The organism is Paenibacillus sp. B-A-8 (assembly GCF_048572915.1).
Lineage (GTDB): Bacteria > Bacillota > Bacilli > Paenibacillales > Paenibacillaceae > Paenibacillus_AQ.
Window position 1 is genome coordinate 1,686,558 of the sequence record NZ_CP183882.1, and the last position, 15,086, is coordinate 1,701,643.

A 15,086-nucleotide genomic window follows, 5' to 3' on the forward strand; every position below is an offset into this window, starting at 1 on the left:
GAAGGTGACTGGGATGAACAATATATCGGATATGGTCGAAATAGACGGCAGAAACTTCAAAGATCTGGATGAGGCATTTGAGGTTTCGCTTGATTTTGTACAGAAGAATTATTTGGACGAGCTGCACCTGCGCAATGTTGTTCCTGTTCCCAAGCATATCAGCGAACTGACAACCCGGAACAACATCCGGCTGTTCAAGATGAATAAACTGGTCTTTGACAAACAGGAGAACAATCTTGATAAGATTATGAGTGTGTACAATACCCTGGGGAATATATCCGGTTCGCTTGTCATGATCATTAATAGCGACGGTAACCGCACCGATCTGTACCTGGGTACCCGGACGGGCTCCAAGGAGCAGGATGTAAACTCGGCAAAGGAAGCACTGAAGAAGAGCTTTGAGGGAAACTTTCCCGGCAGCGATATCGAGAACTTAACCAACAGTGAAATTGAGAAGGTGATCTCCTCCATCTTTATTTCGGAGCTGTCACAGAATGAGAACTGCATCTCTTCTGTTTCCGGTGTCCCTTCTTTGAAAGATCAGGATAAGACTAAGTTTGTTCAGGGACTGGAGAAGCTTGTCGACGCGATGAAGGGGGAGGAATTCTCCGCCATTTTTGTGGCAGACCCGATCTCACACCGGAACATTGAAGAGATTAAGCTCGGTTACGAAAATTTATACTCACAATTAGTACCGTTCGCGAAATGTGATTTGAGCTTCAATTCAAGCGACAGCATCGCGATTTCAGAAGGAATGAGTAAGGGCGTTACGGCGACGATCAACGAGAGTCTGACTAAGACGCAGAGCTATACCCAGGGTTCTTCCGAATCGGAGAGCCAGACCGAGTCCCACTCCAAGACGACCAATTGGGGCGGAGCGCTTGGCGGATTAGGCGCAGCGGGAGGATTTCTGCTTGGCGGACCGGCTGGTGCTGTAATAGCAGGCGGGATTTCTGGTATGGCCGGATCATTGATCGGCAGTTCGACAGACGGGACGACCCATTCGCAGTCCAAGGCAACTAATCAGTCGCGGACTGAGGGAGAGTCTGAGATGCGCGGAAGATCGGACGGCACCTCTAATCAGGAAAGCTCATCTGAGACGCAGACCATCGGCAACTCCAGAAACCTGCAAATCCAATTTGAAAATAAGACGGTAACCAATTTACTGCAAAAGATCGATGAACAGTTACTCCGGCTGAAAAGCTCCGAGGATTTCGGCATGTGGAGCTGTGCCTGTTATTTCATCGCACCTAGCGTTCAGACTTCCCGGGTAGCTGCAAGCACGTATAAAGCGATTATGCGCGGCGAGAATTCAGCGGTGGAGAACTCATTTATTAATACGTGGGATAACAACAATAAAGCTAATCTATTAGAAGTTGGGAAGTACCTGAAGAAATTTAATCACCCGCTGATCGAAATGAAAGTCAATACCGGCCTGAATTTGCCGCATATCTCCCCGGGTTCGTTAATCAATGGTAAGGAGCTGGCGCTTCAATTGGGCTTTCCCCAGAAATCGCTGAACGGGCTTCCGGTCATTGAGACGGCTGAATTTGGCAGAAATATCGTTACCTATGATCCGGCTGAAGGAAATCGGGCTGCGTTTAAGCTGGGCCACGTGTTTCATATGGGGAAGCAGGAGAACACAAGCGTCGAGATTGATGTTAACAGCCTTGCGATGCATACCTTTGTTACCGGCTCTACAGGTTCAGGAAAGTCGAATACGATCTATCAAATGCTGAATGAGCTGGTTAGAAAAAACATTCATTTCCTAGTCATCGAACCGGCAAAAGGTGAATACAAAAAAATCTTCGGCGGCCGGGAGGACGTTTCTGTGTTTGGCACCAATGCGAATTTCACCGAGTTGCTTCGGATCAATCCATTCCGTTTCCCGGCGCAGGTGCATGTGCTGGAGCATATTGACCGGATTATTGAAATCCTCAACGCTTGCTGGCCGATGTACGCGGCAATGCCGGCGGTGCTAAAGGAAGCAATCGAACGGACATACATCTCCTTCGGGTGGGATTTAGAAGAGTCCTTCTACTTCGGGTGCGAGGTGCAATATCCTACGTTCTATGATCTATTGACGATTCTGCCTGTTGTCATTCGCGAATCCGCATATTCCGAAGAGGTAAAGAGCAACTACACCGGCGCACTCGTGACCAGAGTGAAGTCAATGACCAATGGCTTGTTCGGCAAAATATTCACAGATGATGAAGTCGCGAGTGAAGTGTTATTTGACCAGAATTGTATTATTGACTTAAGCCGGGTGGGTTCTGTTGAGACGAAGGCGCTGATTATGGGGATTCTGTTCACGAGGCTTCAAGAGTACAGAATGTCAAATGACAGTCCTATCAACAGCGAACTGCAGCATGTGACTGTTATTGAAGAAGCGCATCACCTGCTGCGCCGCGTTGCTTCCGAGCAGAGCCAGGAAGGGGCCAATCTGCAGGGCAAGTCGGTTGAAATGATTGCCAATGCTATTGCCGAAATGAGAACCTACGGCGAAGGATTCATCATTGCTGATCAGGCGCCTAATTTATTGGACCGGTCGGTCATCAGGAACACCAACACCAAAATTATTCTAAGACTGCCGGATGAATTGGACCGCTCTGAGGTCGGAAAAACTGCCAATCTAAATGAACATCAGATCAATGAGCTCCCTAAATTGCGCACCGGCGTTGCTGCGGTATATCAAAATAACTGGCTGCAGCCGGTATTATGTGAAGTGAGTAAATTCAATAATTATCAGCCGTATTTGCCGGAAACAAAAGCTGCCGTTTCAAAGCAGCCCTCTAACCGGGAGATGCTGAGCAAGCTGCTCGAAATACTGCTGCTGGAAAGGGTTCCGGAGAATAGCCGTAGCAGCTTGGCCTCCTTTGAAGCCGACCGTCTGAAAAAATGGCTGCTGGGTTGTCCTGTAAGTCATTCGATTCGGCAATCGCTTCTGCACGATCTGGAATATTTTCAGCTGAATCATAAAATGCAGTTATGGGAGCAGCAGAAATTTGGGGAATTGTCGCGAATTGTATCTTCACTGATCCCGCAAAGAGTAGGACTCATTCAATATGCCAAAACTGCCGAAAATCTTACGGAATGGAATAGAAGATTTATTGAAGGCCTCAGAAAGTATACTGCGTTCTCGAATCCGGAAGCATACGAACCGGCTGTAATGCAGTGTCTGCTTCAGGACAAGGCCCAGGAGGACCCGGGATTTAGAGATTTCTATTATCTGTGGATCGAAGAACGGAAGGAAGGGGAGGTCCGCGTATGTTAGAGGCCCTTTCATCTATAAGTGTGAACTGGGAAACGATGAAGGAAGGGTTAAGTAAGGTCTCTTCTGATGTTCCCGGCTTCGCTAAGGATCTGAAACCGAGTTCCATTACTAGCTTTGACGAGGCAAATGAACCGCTGTATTTGAAGACCAGAAATGAGGGGTTGGCCGGGGAGTGTCATCCCGAGACCAATATACCCTTCCAGGAAAAAAACATACAGACCTTAGAGGGGACCTTTACCGGTGTATTCCCTGAGTTTCCGGTTACATACGAGATGGAATTAGATGAGTCTTTGTATCTTGAATCGGATGGCAAGCAGTTCAAATCTGCTACGCAATCGCTGAGTGAAGCGATTAGCAGCGACCCTGACCTGAAGACGAAATTTGATGAAAGACAAATCGAACAAATCAATAACGGCAAGGTGCCGGAAGGATATGTCTGGCATCATAATGAGGAACCGGGCGTTATGCAGCTGGTAGAGCGTTCGCTTCATGAAACTACTGCTCATACAGGCGGAAGAGTTATTTGGGGCGGCGGATCGGACAACAGATAAATATTGAGGAGGAGACTTGCAAATGGAACAAGCGAATAATGTAAAGTGGATTCTTGCAAAGAGTGAACTCTCCCGGGAGGATGTATCGAAAGTGGAGGAAGCTTTAAGTATTTTATTTCCACCTGATTACGTCGGTTGCGTGTTACTGAAGAATGGCGGACAACCTGTTCCGGATACCTTTGATTTTGAGGGTAAACAAGAAGCGGTGTTCAATTCCTTGATTGATCTTAACATCAGGGAGAATAGAAATGTTCTGGAAGTACATAACCGGTTGAAGGACCGTCTTCCGGAGACCGTGTTTCCTTTTGCAGATGATCCATTTGGCAACTATCTGTGCTTTGATTACCGTGCAGGAAACCAGCCTTCAATTGTATTCTGGGATCATGAGCAATCAGATGGCGGGGCAAATCCGGAAGTGCGCTTTGTATGTAATTCCTTTAGCGAGTTAGTGGATAAATTGTATGAGTAGTAGTCGGCCAATGAGTTGTTCTCCAGAAGTTAATGTTAAATTTAAACGGACAAAAGCAGCCCGCTGAATGGTCGGGTTGCTTTTGTGTTGTTTACCTATGCTTTGTAACTGCAGGTTAACAGATAAATTCACATTGTTGGGGACTTCGGAAGCGAAGAAAACGTGAAGGAATATCATTCAAAAAAGGGAGTTGATCCTGAAATTATTATTACTATGTTTACAAAAATTATAAATACCTTTCACTAAGTAGTCCTTGTGAAAGTTGTTCTGTTTAGTGTGGACACTGAAATCTCAAGTGGCGCATATGACATCACATCGTGTCCATAACCTCAAGAAATTCGATAATACCGGCGAAGACATGGAGGATCTGATCTCCATCGGCACGATCGGCCTGATTAAAGCCATCGAGAGCTACCGCCCGAACAAAGGCACAAAGCTGGCCACTTTTGCTGCCCGTTGTATTGAAAACGAAATCCTGATGCACCTTAGATCTTTGAAGAAAACACGCAAGGATGTTTCCCTCCACGCCCCAATTGGGACAGACAAGGAAGGTAATGAAATTACGCTTATCGATATCCTAGGCTCCGAGGCGGATGATGTCATTAAAGAAGTTGATCTGAAGATCGAGAAAAGCAAGATATATCGCAACCTTGATATTCTGGATGATCGGGAAAAAGAGGTTGTTGTGGGGCGGTTTGGATTGGATACAGGTGGGGAAGAGCGGACGCAGAGGGAGATTGCGAAGGAGCTGGGAATCTCGCGGAGTTATGTTTCGCGGATAGAGAAAAGGGTGCTCATGAAGCTGTATCATGAGTTTTATAAGGCGAAGCGGTGAGGGGATAGGAACTGTATCTTCAGCGTGTAGTCCAGAAATATCTACCAAATCGCCCTGCAAGCTTATGCTTGCGAGGCGATTTTTTTTACATAATTGGAACGTGAATTCTAGCAAAACGTACGGTATATTAAGGTGAAAGTTGATGGGAACTCGATAGCGGATTGCTTATTAAAAGCAGAAATCAATGTATTTATAGAGGGGGATTCTTTTGTCAAATTATTTTAAATTCGTTGCTATCTTCGGTTTAGTTTTTGTACTGGTTTCCTGTTCAGACAACAGTGTCAACAGCGTCAACAGTATTAATGATTCGCTGCCGCAAGCGAATGAAATAGTCCACAAGGATGCCTTTGAAGAAAAGCTTGATCAGTATATGTCCAAGAACTATTCGGGATCTGTGCTTCTCGTCAAAGATAACAAGGTTATAATTTCCAAGGGATACAATATGGCGGACTATAATAATAACCTACCTAATGGACGAGATACTATCCATCAAATCGGTTCGCTTACTAAAGCATTTACCGCTGCAGCTATCTTACAGCTTCAAGAGGCCGGTAAGCTGAGTGTCGACGACCCCGTAAATACATATATTAAGGATTACCCTAATGATAGAGTCACACTTTACCACTTGTTGACCCACACATCCGGGATCCCCAATTATACCAATTCTCCGGATTTTCTAAAATCAATAAACATTAAAATTAGCGTTGACGATTTAATTGCCAAATTCAAAGACAAGTCACTAGAGTTTGAACCGGGCAGCCGATTTTCTTACAGTAACTCCGGGTATGTGCTGCTAGGTGCTGTGATTGAGCAAGTTAGTGGACAGTCGTATGGCGACTATCTGAATGAGCATATTTTCACACCTCTCGATATGAAAAGATCAGGTTATTTAACAAAAGACAACAACCATACAGATATTGCTGTTGGGTATTCACTTATTACTCCCGACATCTCTGAGATAGCCCGGCCTATCGATATGACCGTCCCTTATTCAGCTGGCGGTATATATTCCACTGTACAAGATCTTTATAAATGGCTTCTAGGGCTCGAGAACGGGACAATCATCAGTGATGCATCATGGGAAGCGATGCGCAAACCGAATCTGGATGAATACGCATTGGGATGGGGGATACCCGATCCAATGGGGATGGTGTACGCACATAATGGGGCAATCAATGGTTTCTCTTCTGAGATTTGGAGAGATATGTCTCAGGGGACAGCGGTCATTCTGCTCAGCAATGCAGAGGGAATCAACCTTGGGGAAATGAGAGATGTGCTGTTACGCATGCTTGATTCGGAGGAATAGGCCTTACAGTTTGATGATATAACGAGGAATAAGCAATTATTTTTGACATCGTATCATGTCCATAACCTCAAGAAATTCGATAACACCGGAGGTGAGATGCAAATATTTACATTAGTGCTTATTTTCAGCAACTTGCCAATATGCAAGTTGCTTGTTTGGGTAAGGCAAGTAGATTGATATACAAGAAATATATGATTTCCAGATCCAACAAACTGTCGAAACCTACTTTGAAAGCTAAGATGTGAAACCAGAGTGCTATATGGGATGCAATAATTGTTCTTCAGAACTTATGTAGAAAAACCCCGAATAGGGTCCACTTTTTTTAAGTGTCAACTATTCGGGGTTCAGTTCACTTATGAGGGATAAAAATTAATTCTACATCTTCCAGATTCGATAAAGAATCATTGCTGCTTCAGCGCGAGTCAATGAATCGGCTGGTGCAATTTTATCGTTCTTGCCATTGATGATTCCTCTTCCTACAAGGAAAGCTGCACTGTCCTTGGCGTAAGTGGAAATGCTTGCTGCATCGGAATAAGAAGTCAGATTTCCGCTTCCGACAGATGGCTTACCAGCTGCTTTCAGGGCTCTTGCTGTAAGAACCATCATATCTTCACGGGTAATGCTGCTGCCCGGTTTGAATGTATTGTCCTCAAATCCTGATGCAATTCCGAGCTCCCGTGCAATAGCTACAGCTTGCGCATAGTAAGCTGTAGGCTGTACATCACTGAAGGTAGCCGCATTCGTGCCGGAACCTTTCAATTCAAGCGCTCTAACTAGCAGGGTGATAAAGTCTGCTCTCGTGATAGAAGCCGCAGGCGCGAAGGTATCCTCAGAGATTCCCATGATTACGCCACGTGCAGCCATGGCTTCAACCGCTTGTTTCGCCCACTGTATATTTTGCATGTCGGTAAAGGAATGAGTTACGTAGGCTACAGCATAGGTGCTGAAATGAGTTGTCTTGAATACAACCGAACCGCTCTTCGCATCATAGCGTCCGCTTGGCACAGCTGTTGCCTGTCCTTGGCTGTCAATGTATAGGATCACGATTTGATCTGCATTGACAAGCTCCTGTGCCGTAGCTGTATATGGAATGGATACTGTTACAGTGGCTGCTGGGTTATTCCAAGCAATAACAGTGTCGCCAGCTTTTACACTAAGATCGATAATCGGACGGCTACCCACTTTTCCGCGAACTCCCGTATTCAAGCTATCCCCCGAGACTTTCTTAATCTGAATGGATACTTGATCCGCTTGCCCTGTCATATTAGACAGCATGTTCGACGGAATAAGAAGTTCAGCATTGTCTGTCTTAAGGATAAACTCAACATTGCTGTTGCTTTGCAGGCTTGAAACAGGCAATTGTACAACATAGGATTGCACATTTGCTTGCTTCGGTATCTCGATGGTAACCTGTTTCTTGCCATTCGCACCTGGAGAAGCCTGATCTATCGCTTTATTTAGGCTGGCACTTGAAACTGTTGCGGTGGCTGTTCCGTTCTCGACTTTTACAGCAGGCAGAATGGACACCACACCGTTGTTAATCTGGACCGTGCCAGATGTTGGAGTAACGGGACTACTGCTGTCTCCGCCATTGTTATTACTTGTAGAAGGTTTGCCAGTCAGCGTTAATTCTCCGAATACAGAAGGATCTTGGTATCCTTGACCGGATGGATCGTTCCATGCGTTCGCACTGATTCTGTTGCCGTCTTTAGCATCATTGATCTGCGCATCGAAGCCAATTTTGGCGTTGTTCGCAGGTTTAACCTTTTTGAAGGGAATCTTCATTTCAACCGTGTAGTCGGTACCGGAAACAGAGACTTTTGATTCGAAGCCTGCAGCAATTTCCTCAGGGTTAAAGGAAGCCGCGTTCTCGAAATTCACTCTGTATTGCCCATCATCGTCTTGGAAAACAGAAGTTTTGCCATTGTTCTCATCGACGAACACTTCCACGGAATCCTGCTCCCAAGCATTCGGGTTGGATTTGTCCAGCTTATCGTCTTTGACTTGGACCAACACATATAGATTGTTGTCATCCCAGAGTGCTTTTGCTGTTCCTGTAGCACCTGACCAGGCCATTTGCTTGGTCTCCAGTTTCATTTCAGGAGCGTTACTCCATACGCTGTCTACGGATCCGTCGATTGCAGGTGTTCCATAATAAGCGCTGGATTGCTTGTATTCAAGCTCTTCAGGCGGATTTTCCGCTATGAACTTTTCAGGGTGAGTGACCGCGTAGAATGCCTCTTTTGCTTGGAAATTCCTGTCGAACAAGGTTGGATTCTGCTCGGCTCTCCAGCTGGTGCTGTCATTTAATCCCCAGAAGGTGACACGCGGAATATGCTTGCTGTTCTTCTTGTAGAGATCCATTAGTTGGGCATACAGATAGGCCTGCTGTTTCGCTTCTTTGGTAGTAATTGTAGAGTTGGTGCCTGCCATGATGTCCAATTCAGTAACAACAACTTCTACGCCCAAAGAAATGAAACGCTCGAGGGACGATTTGACATTTTCCAATCTGGTGCCCAAATTGTAGTGGGCCTGCATGCCAATTCCGTCAATGAGTTGTTCGCCGGGATGAGCTGCAGCGTACTTCTCATTGAGTTCTTTCACCATGCTGTAGATGGCTGTAGATTTATTCTGGTTGTCATCGTTGTAATCGTTATAGTAAAGCTTGATATCCCAGCCGTTTTCGTCAATGACTTCCTTAGCCGCAAGGAATGATTCCTCGATGAAGTCAGGACCAAGGGCCTGTAACCAGCCGGAATTGCGGAGAGCATTTTTCCAGTCTGTCGGGTTAGCCGGGTTGTCGTTCATGGCTTCGTTGACAACGTCCCAGGATTTGACCTTGTTACCGAAGTGCTTCACTACGGTCTGGATATGTGTTCTCAGATTCTTCAGAGCTTCTTCGCGGCTTAATGGTTTACCATCAGCAGCGGTATGCAGCCATGAAGGTGACTGTGCATGCCAGACGAGTACGTGACCGGCAATTTCCAGATTGGCATCCTGTACCTTTTTAACCAGAGCATCTTCTGCGGTGAAATCAAAGTTTCTGTTGGCATCATAGGCATAATCCGGCTTCATATCGTTCTCAAACGTAACGATATTGTGGTGCTTTGTCAGAAGCTTGAGTCTGGTCTCGTCAAAGGTAGCCGGGTTAACAATGTTACCGATCAAGAATTCATCCTTATAAATATCCTTGAGGTTAGGGAGATTTTCTTGAATTGGAGGTGCCGCAGCTACTGGTCCCAAATATTTCAGAACAAAGTCATCCAAGTAGAAGGTACGATTGCCACCGTCTGCGTTTGCTGTCTCAATATAAGCATTGAGTACCGTTGGGGTAGTGGTAAGCGTATATTTGCCTTTGAGCTCTACCCATTCTGAATCGGTAACGGTTGCATTTTGTGAAACGTTTGCAAAACCGCTGTCCGCATACTGAACACTAATACGAAGTGTTGTAGGCGCTTCACCAGGTGCCATTTTCACCCAAGCTGACAGCTCATATTCGTGATTCTTGGCCATTTTTCCGGCAGCATTGACTAAGGCTGCATCATATTGTGCAGTAGTAGTAACGCTCAAGCTTTGCTTTCCGTTAGGCGTATGGTTAGCTTCTTGGGAAAGCTTCACCGTTTCTTTGCCATTCCGTGGCCCAAAGCCATCCAAGCCATTCTCAAAGTCTGCAGAGATGCCTGTCTTATCTACAACCTCCGGTGGGGTTTGGCCAGGGGTCACATCGGTGATGATGACTTCATCAATGTAAATGTCCGAGGTCAAAGTATTGCCGGATGGTTCAACAAAGATAATGACTTCCTTGGTTTGAGATGGAATTTCAAAGCCTTTCGTTTCAAATAACGTCCAATCTGAAGCGCTTACTTTTTTGTTGCCGATGATCCAAGGATATTTGTTACTTGCTACCTCGGAATCAATCTTGGATCCCAGATGGAAATCGCCTTCACCTGAACCGAGTCTAACCTTAAGAGAAATGTCGTACTTACGGTCGGATTTCATCTTGTCAGTAAGTACGAGAGCAGGAATTGCTTTTTCATCTGCCCGTTCGAAGAATTTTAACGATTTCGTGCCATGGGAGGCTAGCTCGTCAACGACCGCTGTCTTACCATTGGATCCCCAACCCAGCTTACTCCAGCCTCCGGTGTTTCCGTCTTCAAAGCTCTGGTTAAGGACTTCAGTAGGCTGAACAGGTCCACCGCTGTTTCCATCAGAAGGTTTGCCAGTCAGCGTTAATTCTCCGAATACAGAAGGATCTTGGTATCCTTGACCGGATGGATCGTTCCATGCGTTTGCACTGATTCTGTTGCCGTCTTTAGCATCATTGATCTGCGCATCGAAGCCAATTTTGGCGTTGTTCGCAGGTTTAACCTTTTTGAAGGGAATCTTCATTTCAACCGTGTAGTTGGTACCGGAAACAGAGACTTTTGATTCGAAGCCTGCAGCAATTTCCTCAGGATTAAAGGAAGCCGCGTTCTCGAAATTCACTCTGTATTGCCCATCATCGTCTTGGAAAGCAGAAGTCTTGCCATTGTTCTCATCGACGAACACTTCCACGGAATCCTGCTCCCAAGCATTCGGGTTGGATTTGTCCAGCTTATCGTCTTTGACTTGGACCAACACATATAGATTGTTGTCATCCCAGAGTGTTTTTGCTGTTCCTGTAGCACCTGACCAGGCCATTTGCTTGGTCTCCAGTTTCATTTCAGGAGCGTTGCTCCATACGCTGTCTACGGAGCCGTCGATTGCAGGTGTTCCATAATAAGCGTTGGATTGCTTGTATTCAAGCTCTTCAGGCGGATTTTCCGCTATGAACTTTTCAGGGTCAGTGACCGCGGAGAACGCCTCTTTTGCTTGGAAATTCTTGTCGAACAAGGTTGGATTCTGCTCGGCTCTCCAGCTGGTGCTGTCATTTAATCCCCAGAAGGTGACACGCGGAATATGCTCGCTGTTCTTCTTGTAGAGATCCATTAGTTGGGCATACAGATAGGCCTGCTGTTTCGCTTCTTTGGTAGTGATTGTAGAATTGGTGCCTGCCATGATGTCCAATTCAGTAACAACAACTTCTACGCCCAAAGAAATGAAACGCTCGAGGGACGATTTGACATTTTCCAATCTGGTGCCCAAATTGTAGTGGGCCTGCATGCCAATTCCGTCAATGAGTTGTTCGCCGGGATGAGCTGCAGCGTACTTCTCATTGAGTTCTTTCACCATGCTGTAGATGGCTGTAGATTTATTCTGGTTGTCATCGTTGTAATCGTTATAGTAAAGCTTGATATCCCAGCCGTTTTCGTCAATGACTTCCTTAGCCGCAAGGAATGATTCCTCGATGAAGTCAGGACCAAGGGCCTGTAACCAGCCGGAATTGCGGAGAGCATTTTTCCAGTCTGTCGGGTTAGCCGGGTTGTCGTTCATGGCTTCGTTGACAACGTCCCAGGATTTGACCTTGTTACCGAAGTGCTTCACTACGGTCTGGATATGTGTTCTCAGATTCTTCAGAGCTTCTTCGCGGCTTAATGGTTTACCATCAGCAGCGGTATGCAGCCATGAAGGTGACTGTGCATGCCAGACGAGTACGTGACCGGCAATTTCCAGATTGGCATCCTGTACCTTTTTAACCAGAGCATCTTCTGCGGTGAAATCAAAGTTTCTGTTGGCATCATAGGCATAATCCGGCTTCATATCGTTCTCAAACGTAACGATATTGTGGTGCTTTGTCAGAAGCTTGAGTCTGGTCTCGTCAAAGGTAGCCGGGTTAACAATGTTACCGATCAAGAATTCATCCTTATAAATATCCTTGAGGTTAGGGAGATTTTCTTGAATTGGAGGTGCCGCAGCTACTGGTCCCAAATATTTCAGAACAAAGTCATCCAAGTAGAAGGTACGATTGCCACCGTCTGCGTTTGCTGTCTCAATATAAGCATTGAGTACCGTTGGGGTAGTGGTAAGCGTATATTTGCCTTTGAGCTCTACCCATTCTGAATCGGTAACGGTTGCATTTTGTGAAACGTTTGCAAAACCGCTGTCCGCATACTGAACACTAATACGAAGTGTTGTAGGCGCTTCACCAGGTGCCATTTTCACCCAAGCTGACAGCTCATATTCGTGATTCTTGGCCATTTTTCCGGCAGCATTGACTAAGGCTGCATCATATTGTGCAGTAGTAGTAACGCTCAAGCTTTGCTTTCCGTTAGGCGTATGGTTAGCTTCTTGGGAAAGCTTCACCGTTTCTTTGCCATTCCGTGGCCCAAAGCCATCCAAGCCATTCTCAAAGTCTGCAGAGATGCCTGTCTTATCTACAACCTCCGGTGGGGTTTGGCCAGGGGTCACATCGGTGATGATGACTTCATCAATGTAAATGTCCGAGGTCAAAGTATTGCCGGATGGTTCAACAAAGATAATGACTTCCTTGGTTTGAGATGGAATTTCAAAGCCTTTCGTTTCAAATAACGTCCAATCTGAAGCGCTTACTTTTTTGTTGCCGATGATCCAAGGATATTTGTTACTTGCTACCTCGGAATCAATCTTGGATCCCAGATGGAAATCGCCTTCACCTGAACCGAGTCTAACCTTAAGAGAAATGTCGTACTTACGGTCGGATTTCATCTTGTCAGTAAGTACGAGAGCAGGAATTGCTTTTTCATCAGCCCGTTCGAAGAATTTTAACGATTTCGTGCCATGAGAAGCGAATTCGTCCACGACCGCTGTTTTACCATTGGATCCCCAACCCAGCTTACTCCAGCCTCCGGTGTTTCCGTCTTCAAAGCTCTGGTTAAGGACTTCAGTATGTTGAACAGGTGCTTGTGCCTGGGTGACGGTGATTTCTCCGATATAGAAGGGAATCGTCTGGCCAGCATCATCAGACTTGATCCGCAGCACTGTATTCTCAACACTGGTAACGGAAAGAGCGGCGGCTAGTGTAACGCCTTGTCCCGCTTTGAAATCAGAGGAATAGATTTGAGTGTATCCCTCTTTATTATTAACGTCCGTTGATCCCTTATTGCTTACAATTTCCAAGACCGCTTTGCCGGCTACCGGCGGGTTAGCATTATCGTCAACATATACGGAAGCGGTTACAGTATACTCTTGGCCAACTACCAAGCCCATATCCGCGAAGGCGATATCTACGCCGTCCCAGCTTTTGGAGCGGGTGTTTACAGATAAAGCTGCTCCATCGGTATTTCCATCAAACGTCTTGCCATTGACAATTGCCAGTGTTGGATTACCAGATTGGGTTAATTTGGTGTCTTTTACCGATTGTACATCCTTAAAAGTTTCTTGATATACTGTTTTCGAATTAGCAACTGCCAGATCTGCTGCGTTGACTACCGGAGCCATCAAGCCGGCTGGAAGAAGTAAGACCGCTGCGAGTAACCCGGAAACAACCTGCCTAAACGATTTCTTCATTAATGCATCCCCTTCAGCGATTTTTTGGAATAACGTGAAGCGCTTACATAAATATTTGGAACTCACCTCCTAATAGCCCAGATTATAGCATTGGACTTTAGGAACTTAATACTCTCAAACTAAAGAAGAATCCTTGTTTTTTTTAGTTATATACAAAAGAAAGAAAAATACATATCTATCTCGCCAAGACGCCGCGTTTATGATATTAAAGTCGCACCCATGTCCGCAAACTTAAGAAATTTGATAATACTGGGGAAGACATGGAGGATTTAATCTCCATTGGAACGATTGGCCTGATCAAAGCCATTGAGAGAGCTACCGCCTTAATAAAGGAAACAAACTAGCTACATTTGCTGCACGTTGTATTGAAAACGAAATCTTGATGCACCTAAAATCACTGAAAAAGACCCGGAAGGACGTATCGCTTCACGATCCGTTTGGACAGACAATTGTTTATTGTGAATAAGGATGCTAACAATCTGGTTACTGAAGCTTAAATGACTATTCAGTTACTCGGAGCTTGACGTATCCCAATCCGGCAGATTCCCGGGACTTCTCTGATCGCCATATTTACAGCAAGTCGGGCCGTCTGTATGTTGTACTAGGTGACTGGTCTCCGACGTTGTTGGTTTTTGATGAAGTAACTTTCTTGCCAAGTAGCGGCAATAAGGAGATTAATGGGATCGGGGAGATGGTATTCACCAGTGATAACAGTAAATTCTTTTACTGGAGTCAATATGGCTGGGATGCCGGATTTGCCGGTTCAGATGTCTACGCCTACTCCATTCATGTGGAAGGCAGTTTTGTCAAAGAGGACCAGTCCATTTTGGGATACCCGAATATGGATAGAGACCTGCTGGATACGCCGATTTTGTTAGTGGAAAGTCAGGGAATGATTATAGCGAAGAATAAAGCTTTTAATATGGGTAATCTGCAGGAAGTGATAGGGACGTTCCCGGAACTGATTTATGCAGTGGATGTAGTGAATCATACGGCATTGGGAAAAAAAGGTATCTATGATCTTAAATCATTCCAGAAGGTCCAAACTATTAATTTAGCCGGTGCGACCAACATATTCTATGATGATAAGGGAAACCTTTATTATTTCATTAATAACTTTTTGTTTATCAATGAACCTCATCATTTTTATTAAGTTTTTAGAATAAGGGCAAAAGACCGTCTTTGTCACAAAAGGCGGTCTTTTGTCTTTTCTAGATAGATCACTCAAGACAACTCGTAAAGCTTTA

General features: G+C 45.4%; 7 protein-coding genes and 1 pseudogene. 7 read left to right on the plus strand and 1 reads right to left on the minus strand.

Annotation, left to right across the window (positions count from 1 at the left end; genetic code table 11):
- Positions 1 to 13: 13 nt before the first annotated feature.
- The 5 genes from ACN6MV_RS07530 (at position 14) to ACN6MV_RS07550 (ending at position 6,435) form a co-directional block, all read left to right on the plus strand.
- Positions 14 to 3,274: a helicase HerA domain-containing protein gene (locus ACN6MV_RS07530; RefSeq protein WP_419886069.1), complete on the plus strand. Its 3,261-nt coding sequence runs from the start codon at positions 14 to 16 to the stop codon at positions 3,272 to 3,274.
- Complete coding sequence (locus tag ACN6MV_RS07535; RefSeq protein ID WP_419886070.1) at positions 3,268 to 3,825, plus strand: HNH endonuclease; 558 nt, start codon at positions 3,268 to 3,270, stop codon at positions 3,823 to 3,825. The genes ACN6MV_RS07530 and ACN6MV_RS07535 overlap by 7 nt, the downstream gene beginning before the upstream one ends.
- A 22-nt stretch (positions 3,826 to 3,847) precedes the next feature.
- Positions 3,848 to 4,294, plus strand: a complete 447-nt coding sequence (locus ACN6MV_RS07540) for an SMI1/KNR4 family protein (RefSeq protein ID WP_419886071.1) — start codon at positions 3,848 to 3,850, stop codon at positions 4,292 to 4,294.
- Between the two features lie 304 nt (positions 4,295 to 4,598).
- Positions 4,599 to 5,129 (plus strand): RNA polymerase sporulation sigma factor SigK, encoded by a 531-nt coding sequence (gene sigK / locus ACN6MV_RS07545; protein ID WP_419886072.1) that lies wholly within the window; start codon positions 4,599 to 4,601, stop codon positions 5,127 to 5,129.
- A 208-nt stretch (positions 5,130 to 5,337) separates the two neighbouring features.
- Positions 5,338 to 6,435 (plus strand): serine hydrolase domain-containing protein, encoded by a 1,098-nt coding sequence (locus tag ACN6MV_RS07550; RefSeq protein WP_419886073.1) that lies wholly within the window; start codon positions 5,338 to 5,340, stop codon positions 6,433 to 6,435.
- 375 nt (positions 6,436 to 6,810) lie between these two features.
- Here the strand turns inward: ACN6MV_RS07550 and ACN6MV_RS07555 are convergent, their stop codons facing one another.
- Positions 6,811 to 13,839 carry an endo-1,4-beta-xylanase gene (locus ACN6MV_RS07555; RefSeq protein WP_419886074.1) on the minus strand — a complete coding sequence of 2,343 codons (7,029 nt, stop codon included), beginning with the start codon at positions 13,837 to 13,839 and terminating at the stop codon, positions 6,811 to 6,813.
- A 230-nt stretch (positions 13,840 to 14,069) separates the two neighbouring features.
- Between ACN6MV_RS07555 and ACN6MV_RS07560 the strand changes: the two are divergent.
- Both ACN6MV_RS07560 and ACN6MV_RS07565 read left to right on the plus strand, forming a co-directional pair.
- Positions 14,070 to 14,281: pseudogene (locus ACN6MV_RS07560) on the plus strand (sigma factor); the annotation flags it as partial.
- A 78-nt stretch (positions 14,282 to 14,359) separates the two neighbouring features.
- Positions 14,360 to 14,992, plus strand: a complete 633-nt coding sequence (locus ACN6MV_RS07565; protein WP_419886075.1) for a hypothetical protein — start codon at positions 14,360 to 14,362, stop codon at positions 14,990 to 14,992.
- The last annotated feature ends 94 nt before the right edge of the window (positions 14,993 to 15,086 follow it).